At 59.7% G+C, this 19,738-nt stretch carries 13 protein-coding genes; 4 read left to right on the top strand and 9 right to left on the bottom strand.

Annotation, left to right across the window (positions count from 1 at the left end; all coding sequences use genetic code 11):
• Window positions 1-256: 256 nt before the first annotated feature.
• The 6 genes from ACU8HS_RS13655 to ACU8HS_RS13630 form a co-directional block, all read right to left on the bottom strand.
• Window positions 257-1,711, bottom strand: coding sequence for an HlyD family type I secretion periplasmic adaptor subunit (locus ACU8HS_RS13655; RefSeq protein ID WP_113413464.1), 1,455 nt, complete (start codon window positions 1,709-1,711; stop codon window positions 257-259).
• The gene (locus ACU8HS_RS13650; RefSeq protein ID WP_113413463.1) at window positions 1,708-3,855 is read right to left on the bottom strand and encodes a type I secretion system permease/ATPase; all 2,148 of its coding nucleotides are present in this window, start codon (window positions 3,853-3,855) and stop codon (window positions 1,708-1,710) included. The genes ACU8HS_RS13655 and ACU8HS_RS13650 overlap by 4 nt, the downstream gene beginning before the upstream one ends.
• Before the next feature lie 485 nt (window positions 3,856-4,340).
• Window positions 4,341-5,711, bottom strand: a complete 1,371-nt coding sequence (locus ACU8HS_RS13645; RefSeq protein ID WP_113413462.1) for an NAD-dependent succinate-semialdehyde dehydrogenase — start codon at window positions 5,709-5,711, stop codon at window positions 4,341-4,343.
• A 129-nt stretch (window positions 5,712-5,840) separates the two neighbouring features.
• Window positions 5,841-6,581 (bottom strand): SDR family oxidoreductase, encoded by a 741-nt coding sequence (locus ACU8HS_RS13640; protein ID WP_112758432.1) that lies wholly within the window; start codon window positions 6,579-6,581, stop codon window positions 5,841-5,843.
• On the bottom strand, window positions 6,578-7,045 hold the full coding sequence (locus ACU8HS_RS13635; protein ID WP_112705771.1) for a GlcG/HbpS family heme-binding protein: 468 nt from the start codon (window positions 7,043-7,045) through the stop codon (window positions 6,578-6,580). The genes ACU8HS_RS13640 and ACU8HS_RS13635 overlap by 4 nt, the downstream gene beginning before the upstream one ends.
• Window positions 7,046-7,329: 284 nt before the next feature.
• Window positions 7,330-10,182, bottom strand: coding sequence for an ATP-binding protein (locus tag ACU8HS_RS13630; protein WP_447014553.1), 2,853 nt, complete (start codon window positions 10,180-10,182; stop codon window positions 7,330-7,332).
• A gap of 361 nt (window positions 10,183-10,543) precedes the next feature.
• Between ACU8HS_RS13630 and ACU8HS_RS13625 the strand changes: the two genes are divergently transcribed.
• The 4 genes from ACU8HS_RS13625 to ACU8HS_RS13610 all read left to right on the top strand — a co-directional run bounded on the left by ACU8HS_RS13625 (window position 10,544) and on the right by ACU8HS_RS13610 (window position 14,538).
• Window positions 10,544-12,097 carry an ATP-binding protein gene (locus ACU8HS_RS13625; RefSeq protein WP_447014552.1) on the top strand — a complete coding sequence of 518 codons (1,554 nt, stop codon included), beginning with the start codon at window positions 10,544-10,546 and terminating at the stop codon, window positions 12,095-12,097.
• 289 nt (window positions 12,098-12,386) lie between these two features.
• Window positions 12,387-13,142 carry an alpha/beta hydrolase gene (locus tag ACU8HS_RS13620; protein WP_113413460.1) on the top strand — a complete coding sequence of 252 codons (756 nt, stop codon included), beginning with the start codon at window positions 12,387-12,389 and terminating at the stop codon, window positions 13,140-13,142.
• 175 nt (window positions 13,143-13,317) lie between these two features.
• A complete protein-coding gene (locus ACU8HS_RS13615; protein ID WP_447014551.1) occupies window positions 13,318-14,118 on the top strand; it encodes a type 1 glutamine amidotransferase domain-containing protein in 801 nt (266 codons plus the stop codon).
• Between the two features lie 120 nt (window positions 14,119-14,238).
• Complete coding sequence (locus tag ACU8HS_RS13610) at window positions 14,239-14,538, top strand: putative quinol monooxygenase (protein ID WP_112758436.1); 300 nt, start codon at window positions 14,239-14,241, stop codon at window positions 14,536-14,538.
• A gap of 355 nt (window positions 14,539-14,893) precedes the next feature.
• On the opposite strand, the gene ACU8HS_RS13605 is transcribed toward ACU8HS_RS13610, so the two are convergent.
• From ACU8HS_RS13605 to ACU8HS_RS13595, 3 genes are all read right to left on the bottom strand, one after another.
• Window positions 14,894-16,729: an SLC13 family permease gene (locus tag ACU8HS_RS13605; protein WP_112758438.1), complete on the bottom strand. Its 1,836-nt coding sequence runs from the start codon at window positions 16,727-16,729 to the stop codon at window positions 14,894-14,896.
• A gap of 198 nt (window positions 16,730-16,927) precedes the next feature.
• Window positions 16,928-18,130, bottom strand: a complete 1,203-nt coding sequence (locus ACU8HS_RS13600; RefSeq protein ID WP_112758442.1) for a M20/M25/M40 family metallo-hydrolase — start codon at window positions 18,128-18,130, stop codon at window positions 16,928-16,930.
• Between the two features lie 54 nt (window positions 18,131-18,184).
• Complete coding sequence (locus ACU8HS_RS13595) at window positions 18,185-19,732, bottom strand: AbgT family transporter (RefSeq protein WP_113413459.1); 1,548 nt, start codon at window positions 19,730-19,732, stop codon at window positions 18,185-18,187.
• Window positions 19,733-19,738: the final 6 nt, after the last annotated feature.

Below are 19,738 nucleotides of genomic sequence, written 5' to 3'. Positions count from 1 at the left end.
CCCCGGATCGGTTCACCTCCCCGCAGGCACGACGCTCGGCTGAAAATTGAAGTTAAGCCCGTCGGCACAGCGATGCCGACAGCCCTGACAATTGGCTCTTTGAGTTGTGCTGATGGGTAAAGCACTTCAGAACATAGTTTACAGTAAACACGCCTTTCATCCCTAAAACCCAAGATAAGCCTTGTTATTTACTTACAAAACGGGCGAGCGTACCGCAGTCGCAAGACGTACGCAGCCCATAAATCGTGCCGGTCCTCTATCGCTCATGAAGCGCCTCGTCAGCCACCTCAACCAACGGAGAAAACACATACTCTAATATTCTGCGCTGGCCGGTGCGCACCTCCGCGACAGCCGCCATGCCCGGCGACAATTTGACATCCGCGCCGTCAGCTTGAATGTGATCACTCGCAAGGCGCAGCGTAACGGGAAAGACCAAATTCTGCATTCGCTCGGCACCGCCAAAGGTTGCGCCTGACTGCCTCGCGATAGGGTCTCCTTCACGACGGGTCGCGTCTGGCTCGGGAATGGCATCCGCGGCGACCTTCACGACGACGGCTGAAACCGTCCCGTAGCGGGTGAAGGGAAAGGCCTCAAGCTTTACGACGGCTTCCTGGCCCACTCTGATGAAGCCAATGTCCTTGTTCGGCATATAGACTTCAAGCTCAAGCGAACTGTCTTCCGGTACGATCCGCATCAGGTCCTGGCCAACGGTGACCACCTGCCCGATACCGGTGACAGATGAGGATTGCACCGTCCCGTCAATCGGACTGCGCAACGTCATCTGCTCGAGAGAATTCTTTGCTTTCGCCAGACGCTGCTCCAATTCGTCCGCGCGCCGCTCGGCATCGCCAAGCCGGTCAAGCTGATCGCTCAGAAAGGCGCCTTCTGCTTTCCGTTTCTCCTTGGCGAAGACATCGATTGCAGCCTCGGCGTCAGCAAGTTGCGCCTGCTGTATCGCCAGCTGCGTCACCTGTTCCTTCATTGTTTCTGTTGCATCGATGACGCTTGCCATGGTGCCGGCATCTTTCAAGGCAAGCATGCTGCGCATCGCCACACGCTCCCTGAGCGTTTCAACGAGGGATTCCTGCGCGGCCACTGTTGCCTTGAGCCGTTCACTCTCCACTTCCTTCTGATGCTGCTGCGCGTCGAGCGAGGCGATGATTGCGTGATATTTCTCGATATCGCCGCGAAGAATGCCGTTCTCGCGCTGCTGCAGCTCGAGGCCGGTATCGTGGTCCCAGCTGACTTCCGGAACGGATCCCGCCGCCGGTTGCGAACGCACGAACTGGATGGCGGCCCTGCGGCGCTCAACCTCCGCCTTGACTGAGGCAAGGCTCTTTGCGGCGTCCCTTTCGTCTGCGAGAGCATCCGCCGGATCAAGTTCGAGCAGAATGTCGGCCCGGCGCACATGGTCGCCGTTTTGTGGCGGCAGCGTCTTCACCTTGCCTGTCAGCAACGGCTGTACGACCTTGACGCGGCCGGTCGGCTGGATCTTGCCTTGCGCCGCAGCGATAATGTCGATGCGGCCGAAATAGGACCAGACCAGCGCAACCGTGGTGAACAGACAGATGATCAGGATCAGCGCCATGCGTATGGGCGATGGCGGCGTCTCCAGAACCTCGAGGGCCGGCGCCAGAAATTCGTGATCGGCACGCTTTGCCGGCCGTCGCGGAAGACCCAAATAGCGAGAGGCGTTCGCGGTTGCGCTCATGCCGCTCCCCTGTCGTTCTGCAAGGCCCAAAGACGCGAATAGAGGCCATCTGGCCGCCCCAGCAATTCGTCATGGCTGCCGACCTCGACGATCCGGCCGTCTTTCATACCGACGATCCTGTTGCATGGCCGGATCGCGGCAAGCCGGTGGGCGATGATGATCACCGTTCGGCCGCTGGCAATCTGCCCCATGTTCGCCTGAATGACCCTCTCGCTTTCGTAGTCGAGCGCACTGGTTGCCTCATCGAAAATCAAGATCCGCGGATTGGTCGCAAGAGCCCGGGCGATAGCGATCCTCTGGCGCTGGCCGCCGGAGAGGTTTGCCCCGCGCTCTTCAATCATCGTGTCATAGCCCTGCGGCAGCCTTGTGATGAAATCATCGGCGCCGGCGAGCCTGGCAACAGCAATGACTTGAGCCCGTTGCATCGCCGGGTTTGAAAAAGCGATGTTGTCATGAATCGTACGGTTGAACAGAAGGTTCTCCTGGAGAACCACGCCTATATGGCTTCGAAGCCAGGCCGGATCGAGTTGCGAAAGATCCGCCCCGTCGAGAAGAACCTGCCCCTCTTCGGGGAGATACAGGCGTTGCACGAGCTTGGTCAGCGTCGATTTTCCAGAACCGGAAGCACCGACGATGCCGATCACCTCTCCGGGCCGAACCTCGAGCGATACGTTCTTCAGAACGTCCGGGGAGCCGGGCCGATAACGGAAGGTGACATTTCGAAATTCGATATGCCCCCTCGGAGCCGGCAGCGACAAACGAACGGCGGGCTGACGCTCTGTCGGCGTGTTGAGAATGTCGCCAAGCCGATCAACGGAGATTTGCACCTGCTGGAAATCCTGCCAGAGCTGGGAAAGCCTCAAGACCGGCTGGGTGACCTGGCCGGCAATCATGTTGAAAGCGACGAGCGAACCAACCGACAGCTCGCCATCGATAACGGCCTTGGCGCCGAAGAGAAGAAGAGCTGCCGTCGAAAGCTTGCTGACATATTGGATGGCGTTTTGTCCGCCAGCGCCAAGCAGCGTCGTGTCGAAAGCTGTCCGCACGTAGGCTGCAAGCTTCTCCTCCCATTGTGCCTGCATCACCGGTTCCACCGCAGCGGATTTGACCGTGTGGATGCCGACGATCGCTTCGACGAGGAACTGCTGGCTCGCAGCACCACGGTTGAATTTCTCCTTGACGAATTCGCGAAGCGGCGGCCTGACGATCATACCGATCAGGATGTAGATCGGGATCGCGGCAATGACGATCAGCGTCAGGCTCCACGAATAAGCAAAGAGAACCGCGATGAAGACAAAAGTAAAAATGACATCAAGCGCAGAGAAAAGCCCCTGGCCGGTCAGAAATGCACGGATCGTTTCGAGCTCGCGTACCCTTGCAACGGTCTGGCCTGCCGAGCGGGTTTCGAAATAGCCGAGTGGAAGCCGCAAGAGGTGATGAAACAACCGTTGCCCAAGTTCGACATCGATCCGGTTCGTCGTGTGCGCCAGCGCGTAGGTTCTCAGATATTGAAGCACGACATCGAAGAGACCGATGATCGCAATGCCTGCGACCAGCACAAAAAGCGTCGAATAGCCTTTGTGTGTCAGAACCTTGTCGACCACGACCTGAAAGAACAGGGGTGTCACGAGCGCAAATATCTGCACAAACAGCGAGGCAAGCAGAACATGGGCGAGTGGCTTGCGATACCGCCAGATGGACGGCAGGAACCACTTGAAGCCGAACTCCCTGGGATCGGATCCGTCCCCGCCGATCCGCCGGCCGACAAGGATCACGCGCGAACCGATTTCCGCCAATATGTCCGAGGGGGCAATTTCGCGATCAACACGCGTTATCGGATCGACGAGCCTGTACTTTCCGGACGGATTCAAGCCGCCGAGCACTTGAAAGGAGCCACTGCGCACTTTCACGATTGCCGGTACCGGCATTGATCGAAGGCGGTGCTCCGTGACCTTCTCTACCACACGCGCCTTGAGGCCGATGATCCCGGCTGCTCGCTGGATGTCGATGGCTTCGGATGCACGCCCTTTCAGCGCCAGATCGTGCTGAAGCCGGATCGGGTCAGCAGCGATCCGATAGAATGCAGCGATACCGCAAAGCGCACGAAGACCGGAGTCGTGATGCTGCGGACCGATGCCATCCATAAGCGAAGTCATTTTCCCTTAAGTTGCCGACAGGCGCAGCTGTGGCGGCGAACCGTTCACCTTGAGCCTTTACACAGGATGTAGCTTAGTCGGAGCTACAACGCTATGGGGATATTGGGGCGCGCAAGTTTTCGGGATGGTTGTGGCTGAGAAATCACGAAAGACGACTAACAGAAGCTTGACTTGCTTCCGTCTTGTGCATCCGGACTTACTCAAATCCTTGTCCTGCACTTGGTAAAATCCGCACACACGCCGTCGGCGTCGGCGTCAGGCCCGAAGTTCCATAAACTGTTCTTTCTCGCAATCGTCGGGGCTTGATCGCAGCTCGACGATATCGGAGCCGGACCGACCCCAATCCCCGGCGCGCCTCAAGGAGCCCATTTCAGGGCAGGTGCGGGGCCGTGGCTCCCTGACGAGGGCCGCTCTGCCGCGGCCCCTTTCGTGACGCTGGATGCCAGTGCGATCCGGTTGGCACGATACGCGGATCAGTGCGCGACAAGCACCATCTTCTGGTTCACCAGTTCCTTGATACCCGCACCTGCGAGCTCGCGACCGTAGCCGGATCTCTTCACCCCGCCGAACGGAAGTTCCGGCCCGGTGAAAGAGGATGTGTTGATCCACACCGACCCGGTCTCGACCTGCGATGCCAGCGACTTCGCGCGCTCGACGTCCGCGGTGAAGATCGCGCCGGAGAGCCCGAAATTCGAATCGTTCGCGATCCTGATGACGTCGTCATCGTTCGCGATGACATGCACCTGCGCCACAGGACCGAAGAACTCCTCGAAATAGGCGGGGTTGTCTCGCATTACATTCGTGAGAATGGTCGGCTTGTAGTAGGCGCCAGGCCCCTCGATCACCTCTCCGCCGACCAGGACCTTGGCCCCGGCCTTGACGGCGCGCTCAACTTGCCCCGCAATATCGTCACGTGCCCCTATCGAAGACATCGGTCCCAGCCCGACGGTTTCATCCATGGGATCGCCAATCTTGGTGCTCGTGAATTTTTCGGCGAGCTTCTTGACGAACTCGTCGGCAACCTTCTCGTGGATGAGGAAGCGTTTCGCGCCGTTGCAGACCTGCCCGCACCCGCGAAGCCGTGCCTCAAACCCGGCGGCGACGGCCTTGTCGACATCCGCATCGTCGAGGACGACGAAAACGTCGCTTCCTCCAAGTTCCATCACGGACTTCTTGAGATTCCTGCCCGCGTTGGCCGCCACGATGCTCCCCGCGCCCTCCGAACCGGTAAGGGCCACGCCTTGAACCCGATCGTCGCCGATAAGCTTTGAGATTTGCTCACCCGTCGCAAAGATATTCGTCCAGGCGCCCTCCGGCGCACCTGCTTCGATCAGCAGCTCTTCGAAGGCAACTGCGGCCTGCGGGACCATGCTGGCATGTTTTGCGAGCACGGGATTGCCGATTGCGAGGTTCGGTCCGGCCACGCGAACCAGCTGATAGAAGGGGAAGTTCCAGGGCTCGACGGCGACGACGACGCCGATCGGGTGATATTCCAACCATGCATCGCCCTTCGATGTCACGACCTTCTCGCGGGCGAGAAAGGCTTCGGCGTTGTCGGCATAATACCGGGCGATTTCGGCGGTGATCCGCACCTCGGTGCGCGCCTCGTTGATGCGCTTGCCCATTTCCAGCGTAAGGATGCGTGCCAGGTCGTCCACGCGCTCGCTTGCCAATTCCGCAAGCCGGCGCAAGACCTTGAGCCGGGGCGTCCTGTCGCCTTTGCACCAAGGCGATTTATAGAGGGAGTGCGCCCGGGTGAGCGCCCTTTCAATTTCCTCGTCGCTGTGATTGTTGAATGTCTTGAGGACCTTACCGGTCGCCGGATTTACGCTCTGATAAGCCATGTCATATTCTCCTCTTAATGTGGGATCGGAAACGGCCGATCTTGAGAACATTGGACGCGCCTTCGCGCAGCGCCGCGACCCGGGTCGCGATCGATGAGAGTCGTGGCGGTAACGGATTCGAGCCGCCGATCAGAATTCCTGCGCCGTCGGACGCAGCACGATCTCGTTGATGTCCACGTCAGCAGGTTGCTCGATGGCAAACGTGATCGCCCTTGCAACGGAACTGGCGGGGATCGCCGATTTGTAAAATTCCATCACCGCATCCTGCGACGTGCCGCTCGTCGTGTGCTTGAGGTCGCTCTCGACGGCGCCGGGCTCGATCGAGGTCACCCTGATCTTGCTTCCGACTTCCTGGCGCAGCCCCTCGGAGATGGCGCGGACAGCGAACTTGGTGCCGGAATAGACCGTGCCCCCCGGCGCGAAGACCTTGACGCCAGCGACGGAACTGACGTTGATGATATGGCCCATTTCCTGTTTGATGAACATCGGCAGGACCGCAGCAATGCCGTAAAGGGTGCCCCTGAGGTTGACGTCGATCATCGCGTCCCATTCTTCGGTATTCGCCTCCGCCATCGGGCGGATCGGCATCAACCCGGCATTGTTGATCAGGACATCAAGCTTTCCGAAATCGGAAACGACCGCGTCCACGACCGACTTGAACTGGTTCTTGTTTGCTACGTCCAACTCGTAGGCTTGGGCCTTGCCGCCGGAGGCGGAAATCCTGAAGGCAACCTCGTCAAGTTTGCCCCGCCTGCGCGCGGCTATCGCGACCTTCGCGCCCTTTGAAGCCAGCATCTGGGCGGTCTCGGCGCCCAGGCCGGTTCCGCCACCGGTGATCAGTACGACTTTTCCTTCGATATTGGTCGTCATCTTCTCTGCTCCTTTCCTGAATTGACCGATCGCGTGCCCGCCAACCCAAGATCAATGGCGGATACGGCGGCTTGGGCGACAGCGATGTCCTGCTCCACCGAGCCGGCACTTGCTCCCACCGCGCCGATCAGCCGCCCTTCTCGGACAACGGGGAGCCCGCCACCAAAGATGACGACGTTGCCGTCATTACTCTGATGGATGCCGAAAAGCGGCCTGCCGGGTTGGGCCAGGCTTGCCAGGTAATCCGTTTTCTTGTCGAAGAGCCGTGCCGTAACGGCCTTCTTGATGGCCAGATCGATGCTGCCGATCAGCGCGTCGTCCTGCCGGACGAAGGCAATAAGATGTCCTCCGGCATCGACCACGGCGACATTGTAGGCGATGGCAAACTCCACCGCCTTTGCTTCCGCCGCCGACAGCATCAGTTTAGCGTCATCGAGGGTAAGGGTAGCGATAAGCCTGGTCATGTCGCATCCTCGGAAGATCCGATCGGCGCACATCATTCGAGCGAACAGTTCACAGCCGCGGCGACATGCCGGAGCGTCCGCACGATGCGTCTCCGTCATCTGAATGGGATACAGACTAACATCCGGTCTTGGCGATGCACGCTAAACGCCGTCAATGCGTGCGAAATCTGCCATGTCATCGCTCTTGCTCGAATTAACAAAGCCAAGCACAGGCGATGGAAGGTCTTGCAGTTCTTCGCAATTACCGCGTGCACGCGATCCGCGACGAACCGGCGTGCAGCTCGCTATGAGCGCGGAACACGCCCGAAATTCCGCAGTTCCGTCAGCAGGTTTCCGGCTCTTTGCAAGTCAGGAGTATCGAAGCCGTCCACGAATTGGCGATAGATGGGCTCGAGAACACTTTTCGCGTCATCAAACCGCAAACGATCTTTCAAAACAGCGGCAAGATCCGTTGCGGAGCGAATCCTCCAGCCCCACGCACCGTTGTCTTCGGCCGCTTGTAGCGACTGACGCAAGGTGGCGATCGCATCGTCATCGCGCCCAGCCGACCGTTCTTTGACGGCCCGCAAGCGCAGCAATTCGGGCACCATCGAGCGTTGCGGTCCTACCTCGAACAAATAGTCGAGAATCCGCATGCCTTCATCCGTATGCCCGTTCGCGTAGAGGGCCCTTATCAAAAGCGCGTAGTATACATGACGTCCGATCTGCCTAAGACCGGTGCGGAGCTCATCAAACGCCGACATTACTCCGTCTGGGTCCTTTCGAACGCCGGAGAGTGCATCAAGCGCTTCGATGTGGCAGTTTGCGACCGGAATCCATGCCGGCATGCCGTGACGATAGATCGTGTCCTTCAGTAGCACGGAGTAATATTTGGCTTGCGCCCATTCCTGACATTCGCTCAGAACAAAAAGTATTCCGTGTGCATAAGAATAGATGAGCGTCCATCCATGATGAGCTTCCAACGCCTCACGCGCGATAATTCGGGCGCCGCTGAGGCCCGTTCCGGGCCTGCGGGAGCCAAGCCACATAAGCGCACTTATTGCCGTTTCTGATCTGATCCTGGGATCGAGATCAAAGCGCGAAACGGATCCCTCCGAGGCGTTCCGCAGTTGCTGACGCAACTTTTCCATCCTGGCTATCGCGGGTGGATATTGGCAGTGGATGATGTCCAGTTCCGTACGAAGAAATTCATGTTCCCATTGCGCCGGGCGATTGTGCGAGCGCGCTGCGACGCGTTTCAACTCTTTGAGAATCTTTTGGACTTCGGTCTGGTTGCCGGGCAGGAGCCGATATCTCGCCAGAGCGCCCAAGGCCTGGCACTCAGCATTGGTATCCCCGATTTCACGTGATAGCTGAATTGCGGTCTCAAAGGTCCTGATGGCCTTGTCCGCATCGGCTGATATGTAGCTGCTTACGGCCGCCAGCCCCACAATCAGCTTAAGCTTCAGGCTTCTATCATCGCAGCCGACACGGTCGAACTCGGCAAGCGCGTGCTCGCAGTTGCTGCGGGCCTCTTCGCTTGACGACAACTCATGCCATAGAGGTATGCCGGATGCGACCAGTTGCATGCCAAGCAGCGGATCGCCGCGAAGAAAGAGCGCCCACCCGATAGCCCTGCGCAAATCGTCCGCGTGGCTGGCATAGGCAGCGTGCCACTGCCGCGCCGGAAGTCGTGTCCGATCGACACTCGCACGAGTGAAGATGCCCAGCACAAGGCGAGCATGAGCCTCCGACACGACTGGCAGCTCCCCCGAGGCTTCCAGCAGATTGCCTGCAAATGCTCGAGTGCTGTCAAGAAGGCGGTATCGCATCCCGCCCGACATCTGTTCGACGCTCAGCATCGACTTGGCGCGCAGCCCGGCGACAGCATCAAAAACGGTCGTTGGATCCAGGCCGTAGTGGATTGCGACGCTGACAACCGCATCCATATCGAACGTACCCATGAAGATCGACACGGCACGCAACACGGCTGCCTCGCTCTTCGTCAGGAGTGCATAGCTCCACTCCAATGTCGCAAGCAGGGTCTGTTGGCGAAGTAGTCCATCCTCACCACGTCCGATCAGTGTCGTGAAACGATCGTCAAGCTCCCCCAGTACATCGGGAGCACTTCGGCCCGTCAGCCAGGACGAAACAAGTTCGATGGCAAGAGGCGATCCGTCGAGCCGTCTGCATATCTCGGCGACCGCAGAGGCATCTCTATCCTCAATCGTGTATTTCCCCTTCTCGGACGCTCGTTCGACAAGTAGCTGGGGCGCGGAGTAAAGAAGGACCTGTTCGGCGGTGTAGCTGCGGCCAGGCGGAGGTACTTCCAAAGGGGAAAGCCAGAGAACCTCTTCTCGTTTCGCGCGGAGAGCCTGGCGGCTCGTCGCGAGAATCCTGACGTCCCTGGTATTTGCAAGGACGACATCGCAAAGATGCGCAACGGCATTGAGTACGTGCTCGCACGTGTCGAGCAAAAGCAGTGTCTTCCTTCGAGCGAGGATCGATGAGATCGCCTCAAGGCGATCCTGACTGCTTGAACTGATACCGAACGCCGCGGCAACTGAAGGGATGACGAATTCCTCACCGGCCACCCGGGCGAGATCGATGAAGGTGACAAAACCGCCCTCTTCGTCTTCGAACAGCTGAGCGGTGGCGACCGCAACCGTTGTCTTTCCAATGCCGCCGGGGCCAACGATCGTGGTCAGTCGGTTGGTGGCAATACTGTCTCGCAATTCGGCGATTTCAACATCCCGCCCGATAACCGTGCCCAGTTCGGGAAACCGGGTATTTGCCACAACAGGCAGATCCGCAATGCTCGGGATGTTTTCGGCAACAATCTGATCGCTCAGCCAATAGCCACGACCTACAAACGTCCTGATATAGTCCTCCGCGGGGGAATATTCCCTCAGTGCCCGCCTGAGCGATGCGATTGTCACTTTCAGATTGGCCTCATGGACAAAGATGCCTGGCCACGCAGCGTTATATAGTTCCTCCTTCTGGACTATTTCGCCCTTTTTTCGGGCCAGGGTCACCAGCATCTCCATTGCCCGACCGCCGAGCTGCACCTCTTCGGCACCGCAAAACAAGCGGCGATGCTCCCTGTGAAGGCGAAAGGGACCAAATGCGACCACATCATCCGGTTCCGTCGATACCATGCGCTCCTCTTTGCGGGCTGAATGATCGGGTCCGCGCAAGAATGGTATCGAGGCCATTATCGCGCGCGGGCGGACGCGACAATTTCCGGATCTCGGCCAACCAGCCCTGGAGCACGGCAGAGCCTGTCTGCCATCGGCGGCATTATCGGACCAAATTACCTCACTTGGCTTGCTTTGATATACCACGCCCATAGCCGGCCGATAAATTTTTGGCCGATTGTCGGCGTCAGTTTCATGCCGCGCGGCGCCCGATAATTTACCGCACTTTACCCCCCTTGGTGGCGAACTCCTGTAACATCAGAACTGGATACATACGGATTGCGTTGCCCTAACGAGGACAAAACCATCGAGGGAAACCGAAATGGGATATCACGGCAGCAGCGGCTATTTTAGCTTTGGACCATTTCGCTTGAACCCGACTGCAAGGGTTCTCCTGCGAGGCAACGATCTGCTGGCAATAGGCAGCCGCGCCTTCGACATGCTTGTCGCCCTCGTCCGACACCAGGGACAGGTCCTCTCACACGGGGAACTCATGGCATTTGCATGGCCTGGCCTCAACGTCGAAGCTTCCAACATACGCGTGCAAATGACACATCTGCGGCGCGAAATCGGCTGTGGCGAAAATGGCAATCGCTACATCGTCAGCGTTGCGGGCCGCGGCTACAGCTTCGTCGCTCCGGTCACGTGGGAAGGGGCGTCCGAACCGGATCCGCCCTGCCATGCCGCCCTGAGCGACGATCGGACTTGTCTCGATGGGTCCTATGCCGCAACGATGGTTTCGTTTCCGCCTCGATTGGGCCGCCCTATCGGCCGCGACGAGAATATTTCCATGCTTTCACAGATGGTGGCGGAGCGCCGCTTCATGACCATTGTGGGCGCGGGAGGAATCGGCAAGACGACTCTAGCCATCCTGGTGGCACGTGCGCTCCCCATGTTCGAACTGGCGTATTTCGTCGATCTCGGCTCAGTCGAAGATGAGGCAGCGGTGCTGGGAGCGGTGGCCTCAGCTCTGAAGATCCCCGTTTCAGCAAGTGATGCCATTGGGGCCATTATCGGTCAGCTGTCACCAAGACGCATCCTCGTAGTCCTCGACAACTGTGAGCATGTTATTGACGCAGTGGCCGATATCGTGAATTCGCTGCTTCGACGGACCTCCAATACGCATGTTCTCGCCACGAGCCGGGAAGCGCTCCGTATGCCCGGCGAGTCGGTATTCCTTCTGCGACCGCTTGCTGTTCCTCCAAACACAGGGCGTTTGACCGCCGCCCAGGCGTTACATTGGCCCGCGATCCAGCTATTCGTGGAACGCGCGGTCGATAGCGGTTACCTGGAGCCGCTGGGCGACGAGGAAGCAGCTAGGATAGCGGCCATTTGCAGGAGACTGGACGGCAACCCGCTGGCGATCGAGCTTGTTGCAAGCCGCATGGGACCCTATGGCCTCGATCGGGTCGCGCAACTGCTGGACAACCAACTTGCTTTACGATGGCGGGGCAGTCGATACGCCAACCCTCGACATCAAAATGCGGAAGCAATGATGGATTGGAGCTATGCCCTTCTGTCCGCGATGGATCAACGAGTCTTCAGGCAACTATCGGCCTTCTCGGGCGAGTTCTCCCTCGATGCCGCCCTCACGATGATGGAAGACGATGGCCTCGGGCAAGCAGATACCGTCAAATCCATCGGTAATCTTATCGACAAGTCCCTCCTTTCAGTTCACCCGGGCACGGGACCTGCGCACCTCAAGCTATCAGGCATCGCTAAAACCTATGCAGCGTTCAAGCTGCGCGCATCTGGGGAGCGCATGCTCACAGAACATCCCCAGTCTTTGCGCCATGTTCAAACATCTCAACAACACGATGCGAGCATGATTGTCTCGTCGAATGGCGGACAGGCGATGCAACTCCAGGCATCTTGAGCTTCCAGGGTTTCCTCCCGGGAGCCGCAGACCATGCAGTTTCTCGATGCAAATGGATTGGCGCGCACTACCGAGACGGCAGCCGGCAGGCGGCCATGATGCCTCGTCGGCCAACGCAGCAAAACGGGAGGAGGCGAAGGGTCTGAAGAACCACGGGAGGATGCGGTTGCCTGGCGCACATCTGAACACGCCATAATCGCAGGATTTAACCACAATTAATATGCCTCCGAGGCTCGGTTGGTTGATTATTCCCAATATCGCCATCGGATCACTGACCGGAGAACGTCGCATGTCCCGAAACCTTGGACTTGTCGCCAGCGCCCTAATGGCCTTCGCAAGCATATCTCCTGCCGCGCTCGCAGCGGATCTCAAAGCCAAGACCGTCGTCCTTGTGCACGGCGCTTTTGCCGACGGATCGTCCTGGCAGAAGGTGATCCCGCTTCTGGAAAAGGTCGGATTGAAAGTTATCGCCGTCCAGAATCCTTTGGAATCCCTCGAGAGCGATGTGGCCTTCACCCGGCGCGCAATCCGCGATGCCGAAGGACCTGTCGTGCTCGTGGGTCATTCGTGGGGTGGCGTGGTCATCACCGAGGCGGGCAACAGCCAGAAGGTCCAATCCCTGGTCTATGTAGCTGCTTACGCACCTGATGCCGGCCAATCGCTGGTCGATATCGCCTCCAGATACCCCGCTCAGGAAAGCCGAAAGACCTATGTCAAGGATGAGGACGGGTATCTCAAGATAAGCGATGAAGGAATCTCCAGGTACTTCGCGGCAGGCCTGTCGCCAGACGAGCAGAGGCTCGTAGCGGTCGTGCAGGGACGTTTCCATGTGCGCGCCACCACCACGCCCGTCAGCCATGCCGCCTGGCGTGACAAACCCTCGTTCATGGTTGTAGCGACGAAGGATCAGATCATCGCGCCCGATATGCAAAGAGACCAGGTGAAATCCGCAAAAGCCGAGATGGTTGAAGTGCCGTCGGGCCACGTTGCCATGCTCTCCCATCCCGAAGAGGTCGCAGATCTCATCGTGGAGGCGGCTCGGTAGGCCGACAAAGGCAAGGCAGGACCATGCGATGCCCACAATTGCAACCTTCACTTTCCGAGACCAGGATGCTGAGGGAACGTGAGCCAGGGGCCGCCGGCATGGGCATTGGAATGAGTTTCGCCATCGTAACCGCTCGCTCGCACCGTTTTTAACCGCATCAAGTCAGGAGGTTCCCATGAACAAGGGTAAAGTGCTTGTCATTGGTTCGAATGCTACCCGGATCGAAATTCAAGGCGGTGGAACTGGTCCCACCGGTCAATACCTCAACGAAACCGTCGTACCTGCCATGGCGCTTTTCGAAGCCGGTTACGACGTTGTGCTGGCGACGCCCGACGGCACCAGGCCGCATATCGATCCCGTATCGGATGTTGCCCAGCATTTTGATGGTGATGAGGCCGCCCTGCAGCGCGGGCGCGCCTTTTTCAGTGACAATCCGGGAATGAAGCACGTCCGGACCTTGAGATCGGTGATCGACGAGGGGCTCGAGGGCTATGCGGGTGTCTTCGTGCCTGGCGGACAGGCGCCGGTCGTCGATCTCATGCAGAACGCCGACCTCGGCGAAATCCTGCGCCATTTCCACAAGAGCGGGAAGCCCACTGCCTTCCTGTGTCACGGGCCGATCGCCTCGCTTGCCGCGCTGCCGCAGGCAAAAGAATACCGGGCGGCCTTGATTTCCGGCGACTTGGGCAAGGCGTCCGAACTGGCGAAGGCCTGGCAATATGCCGGCTACAAGATGACGGTATTTTCCGCCAGCGAGGAGAAACCGATCGAAGAACAGATCCTTCACGGCAAACTCTATTTCAACATGCCCGACGCTTTGCGCATCGCTGGCGGCGACGTCACCACAACCCCGGTCGACTTCTCCCCGCATGTCGTGGAGGACCGCGAACTGATCACAGGCCAAAACCCGCAATCGGATCATCCCCTCGCGGAGAAACTCATCGAGGCGCTCGACCGGGCAACCGTTTCGGCATGAGTTGACGCGATGGCGGCATGGAAGGTGCCGGTGTGCCCTTTCATGCCGTTGTCCCCTGCCCGCAATGTCTTGTGCGTCCAGGCGGACCGGCCTGGCGCATCCCATCGGGGAGCCTTTGGTATGATGCAATCGCCGACCAGGATCACAGCCATCCTGACTGCCCACCTCGGCAAAGCCGCCGAGCTGCGAACATTGCTTGTTGGCATGGCACCGCTTTGCAGGGCCGAACCCGGCAATCTGCGCTGGGATGTCTGGCGCGACCGGGCACATGGCGATCGCTATGTTCTCGATGAGCTCTACCTGGACGCTGCCGCCGTCGAGGCGCATCGCATGACGTCCCATTATCAGGCCTATCTGAGCAAGATTCCCGAACTGGCCGAGCGAACGGCGTGGGTGCTCGAGCCTGTGGAAGTTAGGTGACGGCCAGCCACCTCACCCTATTTCCCCATCGATACCGCCCGCTTTTCCATCTGCATGGCGTGTCGCCAGTCCGGCGGCCGCCCAGGAGGCAGGCAGGTCATCGGTATCGTGAGGGGGCCACTTCAGATTCCGGTATAGGAACAGGGGATCATGACATCAAGCAGCCGGATGCGGGGGCCTGATTGCACGGACAACCTGTAAAGTCACAAGCCGCAACTGCTATACAGCCGCTATTACTTACTTGCATCACGAGCGGTCATGCTGCAAACGCGGCGATGCCACGCCAGCCAGGTCGCCAGTTCATCGGAGGCGACACGACCAGATCGTCGCCACGGTCGGCCTCCATCCAGCAAATTCAGAACCGCCAGATCAACGGCACGATGAACACCGACACGACGAAGAACCAGAGCAACAACGGCAATCCGAGCTTCCAGTAGTCGTTGAAGGCATAGCCGCCGGGACCCATGACCATCAGGTTCGTCGGTGTCGCTATCGGGGTCAGGAAGGCGGCTGCCGCGGCAACCGCAGTGCTCATCAGGACCGGGCGTGGCGAAATCCCCATGGCGGTCGCCGCCGCCACCCCGATCGGGATGACGATCAAGGCCGTCGCCGTATTGCTGATCAACTGCCCCATGATCGATGTGAGCACGAAAAGCCCGGCAAGCAGCGCGACGGGACCCGCCTCTCCGACGGCGGCGACGAGATGATCTGCCATCAGCTTGGCCGCGCCTGTTTCCACCATTGCCGTCGAGAGCGGCATCATCGCGCCGACGAGGATAACGGTCGTCCAGCCGACGGCGCGGTAGGCTTGCTCGACGGTCATGATCCCCGAGAGAATGATGGCGCCGGCGGCAAGCAGACCCGCCACCGCCGGCGGCACGAGGCCGGTGGCGAGCAGAAGGACCATCGCGACCAGGATGACAACCGCCTGACGGGCGCCGGGACCCATGGGAACCGCTTGGCGGCGGACCAGTTCGGGCGAGTTCACCACCAGCACATCCGGGTCGTTCAGATGGACGTCGAGCGCTCTCCAGGTTCCCTGCAGCAGCATCGTGTCGCCAGCCTGCAGGACGACGCCACCGGCATCTTTGGCAACGCTGCCCGGCGGAATGCCGGCGCCCCCGCGCTGCGCCGCAAGAATGATCAGATCGCCGCTTTCGGTGACCATGCCTGGGAAAACCGTTTCGCCGATGAGGCCAGACCGCGGCGGGATGACGACCTCTGCAAGACCCGAGCTGCGGTTGAAGAGTGTCTCTTCGCCCTGCCCACTCGGCTTGTCGTCGCGAAAGGCGAGATGCATGGCTGCTGCAAATGCGGCAGCGACCTCGGGTTCTCCGCGCACGATAAAATGGTCACCCTCCGCGAGGATGGGCCTGCGCAGCGGGCCGGCAGTCTCGCCCTCCTGGAGGGCGACTAGCTGCAAGCCCGGGTGGGCAGAAAGATCGACATCGGTCGATGCCTTGCCAACGTAGGGTGAGCTTGCCCGCACCCGCATCTGGTAGATGCCACTTGCAAGCCCGTATTGCTCGACGAGCGTCTTCGCATGATGACTGAAATCGGCCGGCATGGTCGCGCCGTTGCGTTCGGGAAGCAGTTGCTTTCCAAACAGGATGATGATGGCCATGGTGCCGGCGAGAAGCGGAATACCGGCAAGCGCGAACTCGAAAAAGCCGAAACCGCCCACACCCGCGTCGATGCCGGCCTCCGAAACGAGGACGTTCACGGGTGTTCCCGTCAATGCCAGCATCGATCCGGCGTGCGCGGAAAAGACCAGCGGCATGAGCAGCTGCGAAGAGTTCCGCCGGAGGCGCACGGCGATGACGACGACGACGGGCAGGAGTGCTGCGACCGCGCCGTTGACGCTGATCAGCGCAGTGAGAAGCGATACCAGGCCCATGGTCAGAAGGAGCAGGCGTGCACGGCTTTCCTCGCCGGCGCCGCGGATCAAAAGCTGACCCGCCCATGCAGTAACGCCGGTGACTTCCAGCCCGGAACTGACGACGAACAGGGACGCGATGAAGATGACCGCCGGATCGCCAAACCCGCCAAGCGCTTGCCCGAGCGTCAGCACGCCGGTGGCCCATAAGGCCAGGGCAGTCAGCATGGCGACGAAGACGACCGGCAGTTTGTTCCAGACGAACAGAACCACGGCAACGGCGATGATGGTCGCTGTGTATGCTATCGGACTCAATCGCCCGGCTCCCTTTCGCGCTTTCGGGCCATGCGGACCGCGGGTGTTCCCCGCGGGCACACAATTGCCAACACTGCCTCGTGACTTCCGGTGAATTCGGCCATGGCTTGCGCGGACGACAATGACGTGATGCGTGCCGGCCGCCCATCTCCCGCCGCAAAGGTCAGGCCTGCCGCCATCCCGTGCAATGCCCGCCCGTCAATCATCAAGCGTTGCCATCAGCACGCCGAGACGGCAGCCCTTCTCGTATTCCTTGAGGTTTACATATTCCTTGATGGTGTGGATCTCGGCCTGCCCGGCGCCGATGGTGATGGTTGGAACGCCATGCTTGTCGAGCCAATTGGCGTCTAGTCCGCCGTTCGAGAAGACATAGACCGGCTCGATGCCGAGCATCTGCAGGGCCCTTGTCGCGCGCTTGACGATCGGCGTGTCCTTGCCGAGTTCAAACGGTGGATAGGATGGCTTGTGACTGAACTTGACCTCGGCCTTGTGGCCCTGATCGTCCGTCACTTCGCTCTGGGCCCTGGCAAAGGCCTCCTTGTAGCCCGTCGCAATCTTCGTCGCGAAGCTTGCCTCGGGGCTACGCGCCTCACCCTTGATGAAGGCGTAGTCGGTCACGACGTTGGTCGCGTCGCCCGCCGGCTTGTTGTCCTTGCCGCCGAAAATGCCGACATTGCTGGTACCGCGGCCATCGGACTTGACCACCTTGCCGAACCAGCCGTTGTTCCTTGCCTCCGCCAATGCGACGGCACCCACCAGCGTTGCCGAGATGCCCTTTTCGGGCGCAACCCCGGCATGCGAGGCGCGGCCAACGATCTCGACTTCCCAATTTTCCTGGCCGACGGCGCCGACGATCAGGTCGGAAGCCATCTGGCCATCGACATTGACACACATCGCGGCGCCATGGAGGTCGGCGGGATTGAGTTCCCGCGCCCCGTGAAGACCGCTTTCCTCGCGAACCGTAAACAACAGCGTGATCGGCGGGTGTGGGAGGTTGTTCTTGATCAGGGTCTCGGCGACCACCACAAGGACGGCAACGCCGGTGCGGGCATCACCGCCAAGTGCCGTCGTGCCGTCGGAGACAATTCGGTCGCCCTCGCGCCGGGGCTTGGCGCCTGCGCAAAGTGGCACCGTGTCGAGATGCGTCGAGAAGAGAAGCCGAGGCCCCGGCCGCGTTCCGGCGATATCGACGATCAAGTTGCCTGTCTCGGTCGGCAGGGGAATCCGCTTGTTGGCGTCATCGAAGCGAATGGCCTTCTCGGGAACGCCGATCGCCTTCAAGGCATCAACGACGGCAAGCCCGATGTTCTTTTCCTGACCGGTGATGCCCTCCACCGACAGGAAACGCATGAGATGATTTTCCGCGGCGGCGACGTCGAGTGGAATGGAGGTGTTGCTCATTATCTCATCCGATCATTCGAGTGTTCATTCATTCAAGGATGCGGGCACCCAGCCTCACAGCCCCCATGGAAGCCCAAGGGCCTTCCAGACCGCAAAAAGGCCTGTCCAGAGCACGAATATCAGCACGACGTAGGGAAGCATCAGCGAGACGATCGTGCCGACACCGGCCGACTTGTCGTACTTCTGGGCAAAGCCAACGACGAGCGCGAAATAAGCGTTGAGGGGGGTGATTGCGTTCATCGGTGAATCACCGACACGATAGGCAGCCAGGACCGCTTCCGGCTCGACGCCGAGCTTCATCAGAAGCGGAACGAAGACGGGAGCGAAAATTGCCCATTTGGCAATGGCGCCGGTCAGCAGGAGGTCGATGATGGCGACGACGACGATAAAGCCGATCAGCAGTGGCAGGGCGCCGATGTTGGCGGCCTGCAACGCCCCAGAGAGGCTGAGCGCCATGACGGTGCCAATATTGGTGTAAGTGAAATAGGCGACAAACTGGCTGAGCACGAAGAACAGGAAAATGGTCCCGCCCATGTTCTTGATTGATTTCTCGATCGCCGCGATGACTTCGGCAAGTGTCTTGAGGGTGCCGGCGCCAATCCCGTAGGCCCAACCCGTCACCAGGAAGATCAGCATGATGAGCGCGATCAACCCGTTCATGAAAGGTGAATTGCCGATGAGTTCGCCCGAATCGGGATTGCGCAATGGAGCCCCACCTGGAATGGTCAGAAGCAAGAAGACGACGAGAAGGCCGATCAGTCCGTACAGGGCGAAACGCAAGCCACGCGATTCCTGCTCGGAGAGCGTTGCTCCCTGGGGCTGAACATCGCCTTCGGCCAAGGCCGGATTGTACTCGCCGAGCCGCGGCGCGATCATGCGGTCGGTAATGAATGCAATCACCACCGTCAGGAACAGCACCGAGGCAATCGAAAACCACACATTCGACGCCAGGCCGATCGATCGCGCGGGATCGACGAGATGCGCTGCATCGTTGGTGAATTCGACAAGCACCGCATCGAGCGGTTTGATCAGCATGTTGACGGTAAACGCGCCGGCGACGGCGGCAAATCCGAGCGCCAGTCCCGCTAACGGGTGGCGCCCGACTGCCAGATAGGCAACGCCGGCGAGCGGGATCAGCACGAGATATCCGGCATCGGCGGCGATACTGGCAAGGATCCCGACGAAGGCGAGGATATAGGTCAGGGCCCAGCTCGGTGAAACAATCACCAGCTTGCGGATCAGCGCCGTGACCAGGCCCGACTCTTCTGCAACGCCGGCGCCGATCATGGCAGCGATCATCAGGCCGACTGCCGTAAAGCTCATGAAGTTGGGGATGAGCGATGAATATAGAAAGCGGATGCCCTCCACATTCAGCAGGCTGCGGATGGCGGTCGATGCCTGCTCGATCTCATGCGTGTCGGGATTGATGCGCTCATAGTTTACGGCCGCTCCGAATGCGCCAAGTACCGCCGACAGCACAATGACGATGCCGATGAGGATCAGGAAGATGATCACCGGATGGGGAACCATGTTTCCCACCTTCTCAACGCCGTCGAGAAATCTCTGCATTGCTGTCTTTGGTGCGGCATTGGCAGTGGCCATGTCTTG

The organism is Rhizobium sp. KDH_Rht_773_N, assembly GCF_052946295.1.
The sequence above is the reverse complement of the archived record's forward strand: the minus strand, read 5'-3'. Positions and strand labels throughout refer to the sequence as shown.

Coding starts and splice junctions, on each gene's coding strand:
- ACU8HS_RS13595 (WP_113413459.1), bottom strand. CDS start 19,732: ATGGCCACTGCCAATGCCGCACCAAAGACAGCAATGCAGAGATTTCTC.
- ACU8HS_RS13625 (WP_447014552.1), top strand. CDS start 10,544: ATGGGATATCACGGCAGCAGCGGCTATTTTAGCTTTGGACCATTTCGC.
- ACU8HS_RS13620 (WP_113413460.1), top strand. CDS start 12,387: ATGTCCCGAAACCTTGGACTTGTCGCCAGCGCCCTAATGGCCTTCGCA.
- ACU8HS_RS13655 (WP_113413464.1), bottom strand. CDS start 1,711: ATGAGCGCAACCGCGAACGCCTCTCGCTATTTGGGTCTTCCGCGACGG.
- ACU8HS_RS13645 (WP_113413462.1), bottom strand. CDS start 5,711: ATGGCTTATCAGAGCGTAAATCCGGCGACCGGTAAGGTCCTCAAGACA.
- ACU8HS_RS13615 (WP_447014551.1), top strand. CDS start 13,318: ATGAACAAGGGTAAAGTGCTTGTCATTGGTTCGAATGCTACCCGGATC.
- ACU8HS_RS13650 (WP_113413463.1), bottom strand. CDS start 3,855: ATGGATGGCATCGGTCCGCAGCATCACGACTCCGGTCTTCGTGCGCTT.
- ACU8HS_RS13635 (WP_112705771.1), bottom strand. CDS start 7,045: ATGACCAGGCTTATCGCTACCCTTACCCTCGATGACGCTAAACTGATG.
- ACU8HS_RS13600 (WP_112758442.1), bottom strand. CDS start 18,130: ATGAGCAACACCTCCATTCCACTCGACGTCGCCGCCGCGGAAAATCAT.
- ACU8HS_RS13640 (WP_112758432.1), bottom strand. CDS start 6,581: ATGACGACCAATATCGAAGGAAAAGTCGTACTGATCACCGGTGGCGGA.
- ACU8HS_RS13610 (WP_112758436.1), top strand. CDS start 14,239: ATGATGCAATCGCCGACCAGGATCACAGCCATCCTGACTGCCCACCTC.
- ACU8HS_RS13630 (WP_447014553.1), bottom strand. CDS start 10,182: ATGGTATCGACGGAACCGGATGATGTGGTCGCATTTGGTCCCTTTCGC.